Here is a 20,342-nt window from a genome sequence, read left to right as displayed (position 1 = left end):
GAAGTGATATATTGGAAATTAACTTAGTAAGATTATTAAATTCAATTGGAAAACGGGTGTTTGTAGAATACTATGAAGTGTTCTCAAATAATAAGATGTCAAAAGATGAAAAAATAGCAAAACTTCCAGAGGAATATAAAATTGATGGTTCACGTATAAGAGTTAACTGTGCTAATAAAATATTCGAGTCGGGGCTTGAAAAGAAAGCCTTAAATATAATTGTAAACTCTCGAACAGAGAAAAAAGCAATTGAAAAAGCAAAAACTTTATTGAAAAACATGTAAAACAGAATATTATTTCGGCATTTCAAGAAGTGGAGAACATTCTTATAACATAATATTCAAGCAGCGGCTCCTTCGGAGCCTTGGTCTGTTAGATGGATTTAGAGCAGGAATTTCAGCGGACAACCCCTTTGGGGTTCATGAATACGAGAATGTTATCTGCAATTACCAACAAATTAGAATATTTGAGGAGTGAGGAGATTTGACTGGAACCTTCACTAAAGTTGCTGGAATTGGATTTATTCTTTTAGCTATATTAAGACTAACACCTTTTATGGATATTACCGGGAAGTGGTTGTTATATATATCTATAGCGGCATTTTTTCTTATTTTATGCGATCTTATTGAATTCATAATTGAAAGAATAATAGAATATAAAAAATTAAGACCAAGTAAAGTTCTGGGGACTATACGTTCTTTGTTTCTCAGTTGTGCTGTATTAGCTATTATTGTTTTACCGAAAATAAAAATAGATCTATCGGTTAAGCAAGTGAACACTTTTGGTGATGCAGTTACATTAATTAGTTTAGGTATAGCAATAACGTTGATTGGTTTTAAAACCGAGAGAAAAGAATCTATTTCAATAATGAGCAAGGATAAAGAGCAGAACGAAATTAGAGAATTTTTAAATTCATATGAAGGAGAAGCAATCATAAAAAAACACATTGAAGAATTATCACAAACAAGCCAAATAGAAAAGAAATGATTCAGAGTGAAATTCTAAAAAGAAGTAACAGCAGATAACATCATATTCATGCTGCGGACATACGTCCTTGGTCCGGCATTCGCCGGCCACCCGACATACGTCGGGTCGTGAATACAGGAACGCTATATGAAAGATCAGAAATGCAAAGTAATGGGAATTTCAAATTACATACTGTGCTTTACATGCTCGTAAAAAGGAGAAACGGATGGATTATATCAAATGGATAAGAAGTAAGGTAGGCAGTGAAATGATCATTCTTAACTTTGCAGGAGCAATCATTGTGAACGAAGCGGGACAATATTGCTGCAACGTAGAAGAGATAAACATGCTTGGGGCTTTCCAGGAGGAGCTATGGAATTGGCGAATCTGCTGAAGAGACGGCTATTCGTGAAGTGAAAGAAGAAACGGGATTAACAATCTTTATTGAAAAGCTCATAGGCGTGTATACCAAATATTTTGACAAGTATTCAAATGGAGATCAGGCACAAACGATTTCATTTTTTTAGCAGGGATGCATTTCCAATGGAGAACTAATCAGTAGTAATGAAGAAAGTATAGAACTTCAATTCTTTAATCTTGATGAAATGCCTGATTTATTCAAGATTAAAAGAGAGCCGTTTGGCTCTCAATTAGAGAATGCGTAACAAAAGCTGCATGGCCAATAGGCATCATACAGCAACAAGAAACGCCACGATGATGAGGTCGCGGCGATTTTTGCGTGCATCACTTCGCAGCAACCGTGATGCACCAAGTATTGCCATCACGGAAGTGTGCTCGTGATGGCAGCATTAGCACCGCGATTATTGACGCGGTGCAACACCGTGAGGTGCTGCCCTATTGGGCGCAGCACCTCACCCTTACGCGGCTTGCCATTGCACAAGCCGCGCTCCGGTTTACCTTTTACAATACTAAAAGCATCATTTAAATCGGAGAAAACAACATGATATAATCAAAGCAAAACGGATCAAGGCAGGAGTGTTAGAGAGCATGGATGATTTTACAAAGAAGCGGATTCAAAAGATTATGGACCATTACACTGAAAATGCAGTACCCGAGCATGTGAAAAGTCAGATCAAAATTAGCTATAAATTCAGAGGTAACCATGTGACATTGATTGAAGAAAGACAAGCCTTTCAAAGCGATCAATGGGTGCAGATGCCGGTAGCACAGTTCAGATTGGATGAAAAGGCATGGAAAGTGTATTGGCAGGACAGTAAAGGCAAATGGCATTTCATCGATGATATCGAACCGAACGAAGATTTTGAAACACAACTCAAGATCGTTGACGAAGGTCATAATGGAATGTTCTGGGGTTGATTTGGAAGGAAATAACGATTGGAGAGAACGATAGAGGAATAAAATGAAGAAGAAAAATAGTACACCAAGACATAAAAGACTTAACCGTGAAGGCAGACTTTGTGCATCAAAATCATGGTTACGTACGTATAGCGGAAAAAATCAGAAGAAGGTATTAGATGAGCAAAATGGGATTTCCTTTCATTTGGAGTATGCGGAGGAATTTGAGGATAATGAAGACATCGAACTACCTTTTTAGTAAGGTCGTGAGAAAGGGTCGCATGAAATAGGAGAACGGATACAAGAAATAAGCGAATTACCGGATTGGCGGCAAGTGAATATGGAAATTGCAATTGAATTCATCGAGTATGAGGACGATTATGCAGCCCGTCCAACTGAAATGGATTTCAATGCGTACGGTATGATGGAGAAATTCATTGCTGCATTGAACGATGACAAGCAATCCGCTTTGAAGCGGAGTCATTAGAACAATTGTGTGAGCCATGCATGCAATCTATAGAAGAAGACATTGATGCTACAGAGATCGTGTACTAATTCATAATCCAGCTTAAAGAGCGAAGGGGAATCGTGCATAATTATTTTCAAAGTAACCCAGCTAACATTAAAAGATATTAAGGTTAAACCGGAAACCATCGAATACAGCGATGCCTTCTTTAGTTGGCATGTAAACTTCTTCACGTTGTATGGCAGAAAACACTATGTGTTTATGAATGATCTGTCCAGATTAAGCTTAACGGTCAATGGGATTAGAACGAATCAGGCGAGTAAACTGGCAGGAATCTTTAAAATGAATTTAGCGGACTATTTGGCCGTTGAGAAACTTCCTGACCACCTGGTGAACTATTATTTAGAAAAATGTAACGAGAGCACGATCACCAAAACGGATAGTCGAAGTGTTATAAGTACCATGAATGAAATCATGCTTGTGATGAAGACTCTCGAAGTTGAAGAACATGATTTTCGAGATAAAGATGAACGGCACATGTGGGGTAATAGATCCATTTACAAGCCCATCGACTACAATAAACCAATCGAAGTATTCGTTAAAGAGCTTCAAACAAGGTTTGAAATGGAGAGTTAGAGTAGCTACTCCCTGTTATATTAAAGATTGAATTGTTCCCTGACCAGTTTTTGGTTTCTATCATTCATTATCATGAGGAAGACAACAAAAAATAGTAGATGAAGTTGCACCAATTCGAACCGTATCCAAACAAGATGCGAATAAAGAGTTTTTTCAAGTAGAGCCTGGTCATCTGGCTATTCATTTGGAAGGGGGGCTACTTCTTACTTTTCGTTGCGCATCGATTTAATGTTCAACCTACTTGATGTGATTCTAGCAGTGACGAATCTTGGGTTGCTGATTTACAAACTGAGGAAGAGCAATTACAGCAAAAAGCAAAAAGGTGATATACATATGTCTGGCATCTCGGCTGCTATACTGGCTGTTTTTATTGTCGGATGGAATTTGTATGTTTAGAGTGTTGTAGACATGTATTGATCCCACTTCTGTTTATAAGTTGGTGTGCTGCATTGATCGGTACCGGCACTTGGTTGAGTGAAGTAATGATAGTTGTAAATTTCGATTGCACAATTTGCTATTCAAGGAGGGTCCTATGAAGACCATCGTGTATATGGTTGGGCATGCGGAGTCACCGTATACGGAAGGAACGGAAAGAACGAGAGGGCTTACCCTGGAGGGCAAGATGAATGCAGAACGAATAACGGAAATATTAACAAATGAAGGAATACATTCCATTGTATCAAGTCCTTATGCCAGGGCCATTTTAACCTTGGAAGGGTTGGCAGCAGCGTTAGAATTAGATATTCAGATCATGGAGGATCTTCGGGAAAGGCATTTTTCAGATGATATGATTGCGGATGAAGAATTTGAGCCTGCTTCGAAGAAGATGTTTGATGACCCAGATTATGCATTGCCAGGAGGCGAATCGAACACGGTTTGCCAGAATAGAGCAGTGGGCATGTTGAAACAGATTTTAGAAGAATACAAGGGTAGAAAAGTGGCGATCGGCACACACGGACATGTAATGACGTTGATGATGAATTACTTTGATTCGAGTTACGGCTTGGATTTTATGAATCAAACCAAGAAACCGGATATCTATCAATTACAATTTGACGAGATGGAGTTAGAGCAAGTGACAAGGCTATGGGGAGAATAGGGTAAAATCTAGATATAATTTTATCTTGAAAGGGAGGATTTCAATGGCATTACAACACTTATTTTATGAAAAACCAACGAAATTATGGAATGAAAGAATGGTTGAACACGGGGATGAGTTTTTTACAGAAGAGAGACTACTCTTGTCTGATAAAGCTCTGGATACTTTTTTACACCAATTAATAGCATTAGAAGAATCGAAACATCCCGAGCGTATTATGAAAGCTGTAGAAGAAGTTGTGACAACATTTAATGAAATGAATGAGGCAAATGGTTATTTCATTGAAACGATGGAACGTGAAGAATTGGCTGATTTTATCGACAAGGCGGCCAGGCTGGTTGGATTAGAGATTGAGGAGGATGAAGATATTACGGAAGAATGGAGAGAGTGGTAGTTTGATTGAACAGCACTTTACTCAAATATGAGGGAGTTTCTATTGAAATCGACTGAGGTTGTACATCAATTTATGAATTTCTTTAATCAACGGAAAGTATATGATGTTTCACCCATTTTGAGGGCTTAGATTCAAAAGCTTGAGCGTTTGCCAATTTTAATGATAAGGGTGATTGATGTGGAGCAAGGACTGATTGTATTTTTGAACGGAACTTCAAGTTCGGGAAAGACCAGCATCTCCATGGAATTGAAAAATCAGAAAGAGATTCCATTCCATCATCTATCTGTAGATGAGTTTTTCCATAACTATAATCAATTCATGGATAATACATATCCAGATGTAGAACCTACTAGAGAATTGGAAGATCATGTGGTCTCAGATATCCTTTTTGACCCAATTGTCTCGTTGTACTATGCAACCATTAAACTGTTTTCGGAGATGGGTTTGAATGTCATCGTGGATACGGTCATCAACAATGACAAGTGGTTTAATGATTTTTATGATTTACTTTCGGATCATCCGATATTGTTTGTAGGCGTACACTGCTCGAAAGAAGAACTCACACGAAGAGAGCAAAGCAGGGGCGATCGCGCGATCGGACTCGCCCATTCCCAGTTCGACAGCATCTATGCCTATGATGAATATGATCTGGAAGTGAATACGGAAGAGCTTAGCTCAGCAGAAGGTGCGGATAAAATATTAAGTTATATGAAATCTGATCAGGAGTACTCGGCATTTAAGAAATTAAACAGAAGAGATTGAGGAGTATAATGATTAGTATCGAAACAATATTCCAAAAGCCTAGGAAGGTTGTCTGATTTCCTATGGGAGGAAGAGGATCTTCCTTTTTAGTATAGGATGATAAGGCGGCTCGTGATGTCGCATTAGTCCGGCTGAAATGTCGCAAAAGTACATGGTAACACGATACGGAGATCGTATATACTCTCTTTATGTTTCGATAATGAAAATCATTATCAGTATTATACATAAGGGGGATTCATCATGAATCAAGGAACAAAGGGGCAAGCGGCTGGTAACAAGGCCGATACTGCTCACAAATCACGATTATTAATGGGCTTGATGCTGGCCCTTATTCTTGTTTTGACGGCTTGCGGTGCCGCAACAGGTACAGATAGCGGTAAGCAATCTGCGGCAACGACAGCGGAGACACCTGCGAATGCTGAAACTCAGACGGACGGAGCTTTTCCTGTAACGATCACGCACATGAAGGGTGAGCTGACGCTAAACGAAAAACCACAGAAAATTGCGGTGCTTGATGTTAAATTCCTGGATCAAATGTTAGCGGTAGGCGAGAAGCCCGCAGGCAGTGTTATCGCTGGAGGTAACACCGATTTCCCAGAATACTTAGGCGATCAGCCGAGTGGCGTACAGGTTCTGGGTACACGGGACGAGCCTAATCTGGAAGCGATTGTAGCGTTGGACCCGGATCTGATTATCATGACCGATTTCCAGGAGAAACAGTATGAGAGTGTTAGCAAAATTGCACCTACCCTCGTACTCGATTTCTATGAGGATTGGCGTGATACGTTAGCTACGGTGGCTAAGATTACAGACAAACATGACGAGGCAGAGACTGTGCGTAAAGCATATGAGGAGAAAGTCGTTGGCCTGAAGGCACAGCTGTCAGAGAAAATGGGAGATGAAACGGTCGCCTTGATTCGTCCGAGAAAAGAAGGCATTCGTGTTCACGGGATCGAGCATCGCACAGGCGGCATTCTGTATCAGGATTTGGGCTTGAATATGCCTGCACTCGTTGAGGGAATCAAGGATGATACCTCCGTTGAAATCTCGATGGAGAAGGTTCCTGACATTGGGGCAGATCGTTATTTTGTGCTGTCGGATGAGCTGTTTGCGGCAGAGGCAGAGGCTATGGTGAGTAATCCAGTGTGGAAGTCCCTTGATGCTGTGAAAAATAACCGCACGTATGACGTAAACTCAACACTGTGGATCGCATATTACGGACCACTTGCGATTAATCTGATCGTAGATCAGGCATCGGAAGCCCTGCTCGGATCGAACTAATATGAACCCATATCTCTCGACAGACTTATGGAAAGAGACGGTAGAGGATCATTCAATTTTGCTTGGTGAGCCGCCTGAACATAGTGTCCGTACCATTGCTTTGAGTGAGTTGCATGACGAAGAGGCGTGTCGAGAGTATATCAGCTGGTTTCAGAACTATATCGATGCGCCTGACATGAAAGTGGCAGCCTCCATGTTAGCCAAGCGGCTTGGCTATCTATGGACGACTCCGCTCGTGACCGCGATGACGTTTCATCATCAGCATGTAACCTTTCAGCTGGAGAACAGCTTTCTCTATCATCCGGCGCTCTCAGATCATGAGGGCGGCACACGATTTCCTTTTCTAGCGGTGAATGGGCTTCAGGCTGAAGAACTGACTGGAGACAGAAGCGTATGGCGGGAAAAGGCAGTCCAGAGCATGTTTGCGGTACAGCTGACACCGCTGTTGAAGACACTCGCTGCGATTGCACCTCTTTCGATGAGTATTCTCTGGGAGAATATTATGGTACGTATTGGCAGACTATTCGCTCCGGATGAAGCCGAGACAGAGCAGGAAAGTAAGATCATTCGAGAGGACTTTTCATATCTGACGCAAGTGGCGTCCGGGCAAGTGTTCGGTGTAAAAAAGAATCCGTTGACCCGGTTCACCAATTGTAAGGACAACATTCTAGTTGCGAAAAGCGAGCGCATCACCTGTTGTTTCTATTATCAGATGTCAGGGGAATATTGCCGGAAATGTCCGAAAATTGACAATGAGAAAGAATCTCAATTAAAATGACAACAGCAACAACTTTACCATTGCTATTGTCAGGAGATGAGAGAAATGCCGCTGCAAGAACAGACAAGTCTATGGATTGATACGACGATCAAGATGCTTGACGGGTATAGCGGTACTTTGCAGACAAGCAGTGTTCTTAGCGAAACCGAATTAACCTCGAATGTGTTGCTGCTGGCAGTAGGCGGGGAAGGGGAGCTTACAATGAATGGTGAAGTTTGCCACATTGGAGCTTCTTTTGCTTGTCATGTGGTGAAGGGAACATCCTTTACGCTGACGGCCAGATCAGACGAACTTTATTATATCGTGATCATGTATAAGGCTTCTTCCATGGAAGGAGCCTCCCATGCGATGCCCTCGTATCGGAAACACCCACTGCAAACTTCGTTTATTCAGAACCCTGTAACCCAAGCGGAATGGATTCAGAATGCGGAAATAATCGTTGCCAAATGGCGCCGCAGCGAAGGGCTGGAACGTTTTCATGCCAATGCGTTGCTCCAGGTAATGATCTACGAACTGATCATGGAGTATGAACGTGGTCAAGGCGGGGCAGAGTCCGATATGGTGGATGTTGTTGTGTCGTATATATCATCGCATTATCGCCAGAATCTGGAGCTGAAAGAGCTGGCAGCTCTCGCTGGATGTAGCGTAAGGCAGTTGCAGCGACGATTCAAACAAGAGAAGCAGCTCGGGCCGATGGAGTACGTTATTAAGCTACGTATGGAGAATGCATCGCGGATGCTGCATCATACGGATGCTTCTATTGGGGAAATTGCGGACAAAATGGGCTACCGTGACATGTATTATTTCAGCAGGGCGTTTAAGAAATATTATGGGGTTCCTCCGCTGCGTTATCGACTTGCTGCCGCTTTGGAAACAGATGAAAACTATGCTCAAGCCTTACTGCAGAATCGCACAGCTTCTTCGTACAAGTCGGCCCAAGGTCCGGTGATCTGCCATATGCGAGGTGAATATCAAGTTACTGAATCACCACAGCGTATCGCCGTACTCGATGTTCAATATGCCGATCATTTGCTCGCGCTTGGTTTGTCTCCAGCAGGAAGTGTCGGATCGGGAAGTGCGGTGATCAATTTCCCTCAATATATCCGAGCAGGACTTCAGGGTACCGAATTACTCGGAACGTATGAGTATCCTGATCTGCTTGCGGTAGAACGATTGTCACCGGATCTGATTATCTGCACCGAGGTGCATGATCAGCACGTTGAAAGGTTAAGCAAGATCGCTCCGGTGATTATGTTCAAGCGCAATGAAAGCTGGCAGACCATACTGAGTCTGTTCGGTGAACTGACAGGCAAGCGGGCAGAGGCCAAGCGTATACTTGCGGATTATCATCGACGTACTGCTTTGCTGTCCGAAGAACTGGCTCCGGTATTGGCAGGAAAAAGTGTGGCTCTGATCCGTCCGCTGGATTCTCTCGTTCGGGTTCACTCTGCCGCTCATCGTACAGGTGCTGTGCTATACCGTGATCTTGGTTTGCCTGTCCCGTTATTCGTAGCGGATACTGTCGACACGGCCTATCATATCTCGGTTGATAGACTACCGGCTGTACAAGCCAGCCACTACTTTTTGCTGAGCAATGAACTCATGCAGGAGGGCGTATCTGCGACAGAACAGCGTGTCTGGGGAATGCTGGATGCGGATGAGCGTCAGCACATACATTCCGTAGATGCCGCGACATGGATCGGCTGTTATGGGCCGACAGGCATCAATGGCATTGTGGATCAGATCGCTCAGGCGTTGTTGGCTTGACTTCACGGTACTGCGTACCATCATTTTCGGACACGTACTTATGGAATAGATTGAAATTAAACGACCACCTGTTTTAAATGAACTGCACCCCAATTGTTAGACACAACTACCAATTGGAGGTGCAGTTTTTTTATGACTAAATTCAGTACAAATGAAAAAATATTAGCCGTTATGCGTTATGAAAAGGGATCAGAAAGCTTGAAAAGCATCGCAAAATCGATCGGGATTCACCATTCTGTCTTTTTAAACGGGATTAGACAATATGAGCATCATGGTGAAAAAGCTTTTATAAAGAGCTATACATCATATCCTGCACAGATTAAACTAGACGTTTAAACAAGAAATCTGTCTAAACTTTACGGGGTCACTTCAAGTATAAAGGAATTATCAATCTGGTTCTGTTTATCAGGCTAATCAGGCACGAAGGGATAAAGAAATGCTGAAGCTATCGGGATATCATACATTGAATAAAATAGCGGCTAATGATCGGTTCCAATGGTATCGGGTACAAAGTGAAGCAGACGGAAGTGAATGTATTGCCAAGACAAGCGTTGGCGGATTTTGGGATACCCGTACCACGGCAGGGTTTCACTATGAACGGGATTTACTGAAGCATCTGTCGCTACGTGGATTGGGCGGACCTTGTTTACTGGGGCATAGGGAAGGCAATCCAGTGCTCTTGTTCCAGCAGTTATCTGGAGAGAGTATGTCAGCGTTGCTGGAGCCACTTAAATGGAAGAAATTAGGGATGAAGTATCTTCTTCAGGCGGCGGTGGCTCTAACTGAACGACTGGAGCAGATGCATCAAGAGCAGGTTGTAATGCTAGCGCTGCACCCGTCCAGCCTGTTATACGATGATGTACAACAGCAGATGCATTTCATGGATTATAGTCTTGGCGCTTCGATGCTGGGGTCCGGCTCTGTGCAGAACGCCGATATCTGGACGACAGAGTTGCTGGCTTATGTGTCTCCGCAGGTTGTCGGGCAGCCTGTGCGTGCAGATGATACGAAGGCAGATCTATATGCCTTGGGAATTGTGCTATATGAATGGTTCACAGGACGACGACCTTTTACCGCCAAGAATGCAGGGGATTTAATGTATAGTCACCGAGTATTGTTCCCAGAACTGCCTCATCAGGTCAATTCCAAACTCCCTGAAATGTTGTCCCGAATGATAGTCAAATGTTTAGGTAAGGACGAGAGTGGTTCTTATCAAACTGTCTCGGAGGTTCGGCATGATCTGATACACTGTCTGGAGGAATGGGAGCATAAAGGAGACATTACATCGTTCGAGCTATCTGCTGCGGAGCAGACCGAGAACGTATCGGGACGATTGCAAAGACTGCACGGACGCTGGAAGGAACGCGAATGGTTGCTTAGAGAGATTGCCCGCACAGCTACTGCAGGAGAGCGGGCGCGCATATTGGCTGTCACGGGTGAGAGCGGAATGGGTAAGACCTTCTTTCTGACGGAGATGCTCAAACAGTCGTGGTCTGGTAATGGACGATATTACAGCATAAGAGCCTTTGAGGAACAGTACAAGGAGTCCCGCTATCAAATCTGGCTAGATGTGCTGGAGCACTTGTTGATGAATGTATTGAACCAGTCTGTTCTGCAAGTGGAGGTCTGGAGAGTAAGGCTGCTGGAGCAACTGGGTGCCTATGGTAATCTGTTGACGGAGCGTATCTGTTCGTTGAAGGAATTGATCGGTGAACAGCCTCCATTGCCGCCGTTGTCTCACGATGGTGCGCTGAATCGCTTTACGTATGTGCTCAACCGTGTGCTGCAATTGTTCATGACCTATGAGCATCCGCTTGTCATCGTCCTGGACGATATCCAGTGGGCAGATGCGGGTTCACTGCAATATTTGCTTCAATTGCTTCAAGACCCGGGAACCCGCAATCTTTGTGTGATTGTAAACTATCGTTGCGAGAGTGAGGCGAGCCATACACAACTCCCGTATGCCTGGGAGCAGGGATTGGCTGAGCTCGGATTAACAGTCCATAGTTTACAACTTCAGGCACTGACACGTGGAGAGATTGAGCAGTTACTACAGGATACATTTGGGGAACGCATTGCACAAAAAGATCTATTACTGGAACTGCTCTGGAATCATACGAAGGGTCAACCCCTTATTTTGGATCAGGTACTTCAGGAAGCGTTCCATCAAGGTTTGCTATACCTCCAGAACGGCGAAGGCATCTGGCAGTGGAATCACGAGATATTTCAGACACTTCTGGAGGGAACGGATCATTATTTCGTGACCAGGTTGGCCCAAAAATCGCAGCACACGATCGGACTGTTGGGTGCTGTAGCTGTGGCAGGGAGCAGTTGTGATGTAACTGTGTTAAGTGCCTTGACAGGTTGCTCGGAGGAAGAAGTGCTGGAGCTCCTGGAATCCGCTGTCCAGGAGCATCTGCTGGTCCCTGTATCTGATAAAGACGAGGGGAGATACCGCTTTTACCATGATCGAATACGTCAGGCTGCCTATAGCTGCTTGAAGGAAGAGACCTGTCAGAAGTTTCACCGGAGTATGGGAGAATTACTATTGATACGGCTGAGGATAGGGAAAGAAGTCAGTCCATTCGAGATCGCCTTTCACTGGAATTTGATCTGTTCTATGCTTCCGCTACCAGAGGAGGAACGTCTTCTACTGATCCGTTTGAATATGGCTGCTGGTGCAGAAGCCAAACGTTCTTATGCATACGAGGAAGCACTTATATGGTGGGAGACGGCGGCAAAATACAGCTATTCAGGGGATTGGGATCAACATTATACGTTGATGTTCCAGCTCTACATGGAGCAGGCTGATGTGGCTATGCTCTGTGCCATGGAGTCGCGAGCGTATGAAGTTTATGCGGAACTGACAGCTCATGCAGCAACAGATATGGATTTGGTAAAAGTTCTTACCGGACGCATTCGTCTGGAGGTCAGCTACAATCGGAACGATCAGGCTGCTATGCTGTGCAGACAGGCACTGGCCTTGCTGGGTGAGGCCTATCGCTTGCGAACAGGGAAGGGGCAGCTATGGAGACAATGGGCTCGCATCAAGCAACAGCTGTGGGGGCGGGACTTTGATTGTCTTGCAGAACTTCCACCACTTCAGGATGAGGTGCAGAGGCTTGCGATGACGGTTTTGGCTGGAAGTGTGGACGCTTTGTTTGTAATGGATCGTGGGGCATGGATTGCTGCGACTCTCCTGATGATGGACATTACATTGAGACACGGGCAAGCACCAGAATCAGGAATAGGCTATGTTGGTTACGCGATAATGCTTTATTATCAGCGAGATGATACGAACACGTATAAATGGGGTAAGCTGGCGCTGAACCTCTCTCGTCCGTACCCTGAGCTACATCTACGAGTACAGTCGGCATTCATGTTTTGTTATGACAGTTGGCGTCAATATGAACCGGAGTTAACACACCAATTCACAGAATTCTCAGCCAACATCTCTCTGGAGACAGGCAATCTGCGCCAGGGGAATCATAATGTCATTGTCAATGCGGTCATCTTGATGATGGAAGGACGTCCTTTATCACAGATATATAGCCAGCTCCAGCAACGGGAGCCTAAGTTCGATCAGCTGAATAATACGTGGCAGAAATGGACGGCGACAGGACTTGTTGCCATTGTGACCCGATTGATGGACAAGCATTCCAGGGAAGAGCGATATCCGGTAGAGGAGTTTCATAGACGCAGGCTCGCAGGAGAGGGATATGGAGACGATGACCAACTGCTTAAAGAGATGGCGCTGTACTTTACTTATCTGACCGGATTGTTGTTTGGTGAATACGATGAGGCACTGGCAGCTCTAGAGCAATCCGTATTTTCCAGCAAACACAGAAAAGCAGGTTCCAGCTTTAATGTCGTCCAGTATTTTTATGAGGGGTTAGTGCTTGTCCGCATATATGAAATGAGTTCTGCAAACAAGCAGCAAATATACAGGGGGAAGATTCGCAAGATCATAGGCAAAATGCGGCGAATTGCCAGAAGAGCTCCCGCGCTTTATATTCAAAAGTGGCTATTCCTGCGAGCTGAGGTGGCGCGACTGGACGGCAGATTCAACTTGGCAGAGACATTGTATGAGCAAGCGCTGGAGCAAGCAGCGAATAGTGGATATATGCATGACATTGCCATGATCGCCGAGAGCTACGGACGCTATGGAATCCAGCGGAGGAAGGTGTATCTGGCACGACACTATCTAACGGAGGCCTGCAACGCCTACGAACAATGGGGAGCCATAGCCAAGGTGCGCGATATGGAGCATAAATACAGCTCGCTATTACATCGCAAGCATCCATCCGGTCTGGAGGAAACAGATATGATGTCCCTGATCGAGGCGGGCTACGCCTTGTCTGGTGAGATGCAGATGACACCTCTGATCTCCGGATTGCTGCGCATGATGTTACATAATGCGGGAGCTGAATATGGAGCGGTGATTCTGTGTGATGAACAGAAGAACAGTTATACCATTGAAGCTTATGGAACCAGGAATCAGGTGCACATAGAGACTAGAATATTGGATGCAAAGGATGAGGTGGCGCCCGCTGCACTAATCAGTTATGCCATAAACACGAAATCTGCACTGGTGCTGGATCAGGCTTGTCATGAAGGACCGTTTACACATCAGGATTATATAAAGCGAAAAAAATTAAAGTCAGTATTGTGCCTGCCCATCATGACACAACAGCGGTTGACTACGGTGCTCTATCTGGAGAGCTCGCTCGTGGCAGGTCTGTTCACGACGCGCAGGCAGGAAGTGCTCAGGCTGTTGGGCATGCAATGGGCTGTGGCATTGTCTAACGCTAGACTGTATGACGAGGTGCAGCATATGCACGGCAATCTGGAGCAGCAGGTTGAGGAAAGGACAAGGGAGCTTGAACGTTCCATGAAGGAGGCCTCAGCGGCATTGGCAGAAATCTCTATCTTCGAAGAGCGACATCGAATCGCGCAGGATATTCATGATGTCGTGGGACACACCTTGACTTCAGTGGTATTGCAAATGGAGGCCAGCAAACGGCTGCTCAAAAAGGATCGGGAAGAGGGACTAGAGCGTTTGCAGCAGGCGCAAAATCTGGCTCGCAGCAGTCTGGAGGACATTCGACAATCTGTTCATCTGCTGCGCGAGGATCGTTATGCGGACTTGCCAGGAATATTGCATGAATTAATGGAGAGCACGGAGCGGAATACAAGTGTTAGAATCCACGCTCAGTTATCTCCAATCAGCTCCTACTTCTCGATGTCTACCAAGAAAGTGATCTATCATGCGCTTCAGGAAGGGCTGACGAATGGCATTCGGCATGGACACAGCACGATTTTTCATTTTCAACTGGAGGAAAGAGAGCAGCGTCTGCTGTTCAGTCTAATCGATAATGGCAGTGGTCTGCGCGGCAGGGTACCAGGATTTGGCCTGCGTGGTATGAGAGAGCGAGTAGAGCTGCTTGGTGGTACGATGACGATTGGCGATGAAACGGTTGGAGGCTGTCGATTGCAACTGATGATTCCTCTGTCCATTAGCAATCACTAGAGCACTATGGACAAAAAGAACAACGAACGATAGGCAGCACTTAGGATGATTATCCGTGTGTTGCTTTTTTTTTTTGTAAAAAATAGAAAAATGTCATGTGACAAATTGATGACAGCAGTCACTATTTTGGACGGTAAAATGTTTGTATATTGAAATAGAGATAGTACAAAAGTCATAGGACGTGTACGAATAACTAATAGGTATAGACAGAAAGATAGGAGAGAGGGTATGAACAGGATGAAGAAAGTGGACAAGAATAAAGGATGGGCTCGAAGAGCAGTAGCTATGTTATTGGCAATCTTGCTGACAGTGGGAGGCGTACCTCTCTGGAATATGCAGGATGGAAGAGCGTATGCTGCGGCAATGGAGTGGGTAGATGTAGGGAATGCGGGCTTGTCCACAGGTGAAGTGAAGAACACTTCACTGGTGATCGATAGAAGTGGTGCGCCGTATATGGCGTATACGGATGTGAGTAATAGTAATAAAGCTACGGTAAAGAAGTATGAGAACGGAACATGGATCGATGTAGGGAATGCTGGCTTTTCCGAAGGCGCCGCAGGTTACACTTCACTGAAGCTGGATGTAAATGGTACACCGTATGTGGCGTATTCGGATGAAGTGCAAGGTTCTAAAGCTACGGTAATGAAATATGAGAACGGAGCATGGAGCGATGTGGGGAATGCTGGCTTTTCGGAAGATGTAGCGAATTACACTTCCCTGGAGCTGGATGGAAATGGTACGCCGTATGTGGCATATATGGATAGAGCGAATGGTGATAAAGCCACGGTGAAGAAGTATGAGAACGGAGCATGGATTGCCATAGGGAATGTTGGTTTTTCTGAGGGTATAGCGTATTTCACTTCCCTGGCACTGGATGAAAGTGGTACGCCATATGTGACGTATTTAGATTTAAGCCTTGGAAAAGCTACGGTGAAGAAGTATGAGAACGGAACATGGAACGATGTAGGAGGTGCTGGCATTTCCGCAGCCACAGCGACTCAAACTTCGCTGGTACTGGATGGAAGTGGTACACCGTATGTAGCGTATTCGGATGGAGCCGAAGATTTTAAAGCTACGGTAAAGAAATATGAGAATGGAGCATGGAGCGATGTAGGAAATGCCGGTTTTTCCGCGTATTCACCGGCTTATCTTTCGCTCGCACTGGATGGAAATGGTACGCCGTATGTGGCGTATTCGGATTTAGAGCAACGGTTTAAAGTTACGGTAAAAAAATATGAGAACGGAACCTGGAGCGATGTAGGGAATGCTGGTTTTTCCGCAGGCAAAGCAGATTATACTTCGCTGGCGATTGATGCCAGTGGTACACCGTATGTGGCATATGCGGATGTAGAGAATGAATCAAAGGCTACGGTGATGAGTATCGAACGGGTGTACACACTGAGCTTCGAGAGTAATGGTGGCTTGGCAGTCGAGAGTCAAAAGGTGAGAGTTAATGGAACGGTCAGCGAGCCATTAGCGCCGACGCGTTCAGGCTACAATTTTGTAGATTGGTACACAGATGAGGGATTGACGCAATCCTACGATTTCACATCACCCGTAATCAGTGACCTGACGTTGTTTGCGAAATGGGAAGTGTACCACACGGTAAGGTATGAGAGCAATGGAGGAACCTTGTTGGAGAGTAAAGTGGTTCAGGATAACGAGGTGGTCAGCGAGCCACTCCCCCCGACAAGATCCAGCTATTCCTTCGCAGGTTGGTACGTAGATGAAAGGCTGACGCAAGCCTACGTTTTTTCTTCTCCGGTCACGAGTGACCTGACGCTTTACGCGAAGTGGGAAGGAAATGCGGATAATGCTACAAGGGAATGGGTAAATGTAGGGAGTCCCGGTTTTACTGCAAATGATGCGGGGAGGACTCCTCTGAAGCTGCAGCTGGATAGCCACGGTACGCCATATGTGGCGTATAGAGATGTAGCGAATGGCAATAAGGCTACGGTGATGAAGTATGTACAAGGCGCATGGACCGTTGTAGGGAGTGCTGGCTTCTCCGCAGGTCCAGCGGATACGATTTCTTTGGCGCTGGATGGAAGTGATACGCCGTATGTAGCGTATGTGGATGGCGGGAACAATAATAGAGCTACGGTGATGAAGTATGATCAGGGCGTATGGACACCTGTAGGGGATGCTGGTTTTTCTGCAAGTACAGCGAATAGGACTACGTTGGTGCTAGATCGCAGCGGTACGCCATATGTGGCGTATAGGGATTTAGCGAGTGATAATCACGCCACGGTGATGAAATTTGAACAAGGCGCATGGACATCTGTGGGGACTGCTGGTTTTTCTGCAAGTAATGCCAATACACCTTCGATAGCCCTGGATGACAGGGGTACGCTGTATGTAGTGTATTCCGATTTTGGTGTTGGTAATAAAGCCACCGTGATGAAGTATGATCAAGGCGAGTGGGTACTTGTAGGGAATGCTGGTTTTTCTGCAAGTAGGGCGATTGATCCTTCGCTGGTACTCGATGGAAACGGTACGCCGTATGTGTCATATCAGGATGGAAGCAGCATGAAAGCTACGGTGATGAAGTATAATCAAGGCGTATGGAGAGCTGTAGGGGGCGCGAGTTTTACTCCAGGTACAGCGGCCGCACCTTCGCTAGCTCTGGATGGTAGTGGTACACCGTATGTGGCGTATAGGGATGCGGCGAATGGTAGTCGCGCCACCGTAATGAAGTATGAACAAGGCGAATGGACACCTGTAGGGGGAGCTGGATTTACTCCAGGTGTAGGGCATGTACCTTCTCTGGCGCTGGATGGCAGTGGTACACCGTATGTAGCGTATCGGGATGGCGGGAATGAGAATAGAATTACGGTGATGCGTTATGAACGGGTGAATACATTGAGCTTTGAGAGTAACGGAGGCACAGCGGTCAGTAGTACAAAGGTGAGAATGAATGAAGCGGCCAGCGAGCCAGTAACACCGACGCGTACAGGTTATGCTTTTGCAGGCTGGTATACAGATGATGAGCTGACGCAAACCTACGACTTCACATCACCCGTAACTAGTGACCTGAGGTTGTATGCGAAATGGGAGGGAAATGACTATACGGTGAGCTTCGAGAGTAACGGGGGCACAGCGGTTAATAGTGTAAAAGTGAGGAATAATGAAACGGTTAGCGAGCCGTCAGCGCCAATGCGTAAGGACTATGCCTTCGCAGGCTGGTATACGGATGAGGTGTTGACGCAAGCCTACTCCTTTGCGACTTTAGTAACCCGTGACCTGAGGTTGTATGCGAAGTGGGAGGGAAATGGGCATGCTGCCGAAATGGAGTGGGTAGATGTAGGGAGTGCTGGCTTTTCCACAGGTGAAGTGAAGTACACTTCACTGGTGATCGATAGAAATGGTACTCCGTATGTGGCGTATAGGGATGTAACTAATAGTAATAAAGCTACGGTAAAGAAGTATGAGAACGGAACATGGAACGATGTAGGGAATGCTGGCTTTTCCGGAGGCGCCGTAGCATACATTTCACTGGAACTGGATAGAAATGGTACACCGTATGTGGCGTATTCGGATGGAGCGGAAGATTTTAAAGCTACGGTCATGAAGTATGAGAACGGAGCATGGAGCGATGTGGGGAATGCTGGCTTTTCGGAAGATGTAGCGAATTACACTTCCCTGGAGCTGGATGGAAATGGTACGCCGTATGTGGCATATATGGATAACGCGAATGGTGCTAAAGCCACGGTGAAGAAGTATGAGAACGGAGCATGGATTGCCATAGGGAATGTTGGTTTTTCTGAGGGTATAGCGTATTTCACTTCCCTGGCACTGGATGAAAGTGGTACGCCATATGTGACGTATTTAGATATGAACCTTCAAAAAGCTACGGTGAAGAAGTATGAGAACGGAACATGGAGCGATGTAGGAGGTGCTGGCATTTCCGCAGCCGCAGCGACTGAAACTTCGCTGGTACTGGATGGAAGTGGTACACCGTATGTAGCGTATTCGGATGGAGCGAAAGATTTTAAAGCTACGGTAAAGAAATATGAGAATGGAGCATGGAGCGATGTAGGAAATGCCGGTTTTTCCGCATATTCACCGGCTTATCTTTCGCTCGCACTGGATGGAAACGGTACGCCGTATGTGGCGTATTCGGATTTAGCGACACGGTTTAAAGTTACGGTAAAAAAATATGAGAACGGAACCTGGAGCGATGTAGGGAATGCTGGTTTTTCCGCAGACAAAGCAGATTATACTTCGCTGGCGCTGGATGCCAGTGGTACACCGTATGTGGCATATGTGGATGTAGGGAATGAATCAAAGGCTACGGTGATGAGTATCGAACGGGTATATAAACTGAGCTTCGAGAGTAATGGAGGCTTGCCAGTCGGGAGTCAAAAAGTAAGGGACAATGAAACGTTCAGCGAGCCATTAGCGCCGACGCGTACAGGCTACGGTTTTCTAGGTTGGTACACGGATGAGAATCTGACGCAAGCCTACAATTTCAGTTCTCCAGTAACCCGTGATCTGACGTTATATGCGAAGTGGATATCAACATCTTCTGTGCCTGGATCTGGCAGTAATCCGGGCAATAGCTCTGGCAATAATTCAGGTAGCAGTTCAGGTGAGTTGGGAAATGTTTCAGGTAGCCCTGTGAGTACCACAAGCCCGGCAGCAAATGAAGCTCCTCTGGTAAATGAAGTTCCGGCAGGAAATACCGATACAGCCACTACTACGAAGGCGATGCTACAACCGAAGGTATCCCTAACATCGTTGCTTATCCGTCTGCAGACATCGGCAACGACGGAGAATGATCTCTTCTCGGATGTGAGTAGTCATTGGGGTAAGGAAGCCATCTCGTGGTTTGTAGAACATCAGCTGATTTCGGGTTACTCGGACGGCACATTTCATCCGAATAAGGCAACGACTCGCGCTGAATTCGTAACGCTGCTGTCGAGGCTATTCGATGTGGAACCTGATGGAGAGCAAGTGAGCTTTAAGGATACGCAAGTACATTGGGCGCAAGATGCTATACAGGCTTTCGCAAGTGCAGGAATTATCGGGGGCTATGGCACAGGTGAATTCCGACCGAATCAACCGGTTAGCCGGGAACAGATGGTGGTTATGCTGTCTCGACTGGTGGATATCGAGCAATTGCCTCGTACTCAAGCAAGTCAAAATATGAACGATTTGGATAAGGCATCCAGTTATGCACAATCTGCGATTACAGCGTTCGTGGAAGCAGGGGTGGTAAAGGGTGATGGAGATGGGCAGTTTGATCCGCAGGGACAGGCTACCCGTGCTCAGGTGTTACAATTGCTGATGAATATTCTGCAGCTCTTGCCGGAGACCAAACCCGCTTTCCAATGAGTATGATCA

General features: G+C 45.6%; 14 protein-coding genes and 2 pseudogenes. All 16 read left to right on the top strand.

Going from position 1 to position 20,342, the window contains the following annotated elements; all coding sequences use genetic code 11:
- Positions 1–11 precede the first annotated feature (11 nt).
- Positions 12–284, top strand: a complete 273-nt coding sequence (locus C0Q44_RS15025) for a hypothetical protein (RefSeq protein ID WP_105408100.1) — start codon at positions 12–14, stop codon at positions 282–284.
- 199 nt (positions 285–483) lie between these two features.
- The gene (locus tag C0Q44_RS15020; RefSeq protein ID WP_105408099.1) at positions 484–987 is read left to right on the top strand and encodes a hypothetical protein; all 504 of its coding nucleotides are present in this window, start codon (positions 484–486) and stop codon (positions 985–987) included.
- Between the two features lie 205 nt (positions 988–1,192).
- Positions 1,193–1,631 (top strand): annotated as a pseudogene (locus tag C0Q44_RS31795) (NUDIX hydrolase).
- A gap of 343 nt (positions 1,632–1,974) precedes the next feature.
- A complete protein-coding gene (locus tag C0Q44_RS31025) occupies positions 1,975–2,304 on the top strand; it encodes a DUF3024 domain-containing protein (protein ID WP_258166339.1) in 330 nt (109 codons plus the stop codon).
- Positions 2,305–2,347: 43 nt separating this feature from the next.
- Positions 2,348–2,542, top strand: coding sequence for a hypothetical protein (locus tag C0Q44_RS15005; protein ID WP_105408098.1), 195 nt, complete (start codon positions 2,348–2,350; stop codon positions 2,540–2,542).
- A gap of 81 nt (positions 2,543–2,623) precedes the next feature.
- Positions 2,624–2,770: a hypothetical protein gene (locus C0Q44_RS30215; RefSeq protein WP_181151005.1), complete on the top strand. Its 147-nt coding sequence runs from the start codon at positions 2,624–2,626 to the stop codon at positions 2,768–2,770.
- Positions 2,771–2,875: 105 nt separating this feature from the next.
- The gene (locus C0Q44_RS15000; protein WP_374955109.1) at positions 2,876–3,385 is read left to right on the top strand and encodes a DUF6933 domain-containing protein; all 510 of its coding nucleotides are present in this window, start codon (positions 2,876–2,878) and stop codon (positions 3,383–3,385) included.
- A gap of 532 nt (positions 3,386–3,917) precedes the next feature.
- Positions 3,918–4,484 (top strand): histidine phosphatase family protein, encoded by a 567-nt coding sequence (locus tag C0Q44_RS14990; protein WP_105408096.1) that lies wholly within the window; start codon positions 3,918–3,920, stop codon positions 4,482–4,484.
- A 43-nt stretch (positions 4,485–4,527) separates the two neighbouring features.
- On the top strand, positions 4,528–4,878 hold the full coding sequence (locus tag C0Q44_RS14985) for a hypothetical protein (RefSeq protein ID WP_105408095.1): 351 nt from the start codon (positions 4,528–4,530) through the stop codon (positions 4,876–4,878).
- Positions 4,879–5,055: 177 nt separating this feature from the next.
- Complete coding sequence (locus tag C0Q44_RS14980; protein ID WP_105408094.1) at positions 5,056–5,640, top strand: chloramphenicol phosphotransferase CPT family protein; 585 nt, start codon at positions 5,056–5,058, stop codon at positions 5,638–5,640.
- A gap of 240 nt (positions 5,641–5,880) precedes the next feature.
- The gene (locus tag C0Q44_RS14975; protein WP_105408093.1) at positions 5,881–6,921 is read left to right on the top strand and encodes an ABC transporter substrate-binding protein; all 1,041 of its coding nucleotides are present in this window, start codon (positions 5,881–5,883) and stop codon (positions 6,919–6,921) included.
- Between the two features lies 1 nt (position 6,922).
- Positions 6,923–7,699 carry an IucA/IucC family C-terminal-domain containing protein gene (locus tag C0Q44_RS14970; protein WP_105408092.1) on the top strand — a complete coding sequence of 259 codons (777 nt, stop codon included), beginning with the start codon at positions 6,923–6,925 and terminating at the stop codon, positions 7,697–7,699.
- Positions 7,700–7,744: 45 nt separating this feature from the next.
- Positions 7,745–9,466 carry a helix-turn-helix domain-containing protein gene (locus tag C0Q44_RS14965; RefSeq protein WP_105408091.1) on the top strand — a complete coding sequence of 574 codons (1,722 nt, stop codon included), beginning with the start codon at positions 7,745–7,747 and terminating at the stop codon, positions 9,464–9,466.
- A 132-nt stretch (positions 9,467–9,598) separates the two neighbouring features.
- Positions 9,599–9,799: pseudogene (locus C0Q44_RS14960) on the top strand (transposase); the annotation flags it as partial.
- Between the two features lie 103 nt (positions 9,800–9,902).
- Entirely contained in the window at positions 9,903–14,996 is a 5,094-nt protein-coding gene (locus C0Q44_RS14955) for an AAA family ATPase (protein WP_105408089.1), read from the top strand.
- A 228-nt stretch (positions 14,997–15,224) separates the two neighbouring features.
- Positions 15,225–20,333 carry an InlB B-repeat-containing protein gene (locus C0Q44_RS14950; protein ID WP_105408088.1) on the top strand — a complete coding sequence of 1,703 codons (5,109 nt, stop codon included), beginning with the start codon at positions 15,225–15,227 and terminating at the stop codon, positions 20,331–20,333.
- Positions 20,334–20,342 lie beyond the last annotated feature (9 nt).

Source organism: Paenibacillus sp. PCH8 (assembly GCF_002968835.1).
Classification (GTDB): Bacteria; Bacillota; Bacilli; order Paenibacillales; family Paenibacillaceae; genus Paenibacillus.
The sequence above is the reverse complement of the archived record's forward strand: the minus strand, read 5'-3'. Positions and strand labels throughout refer to the sequence as shown.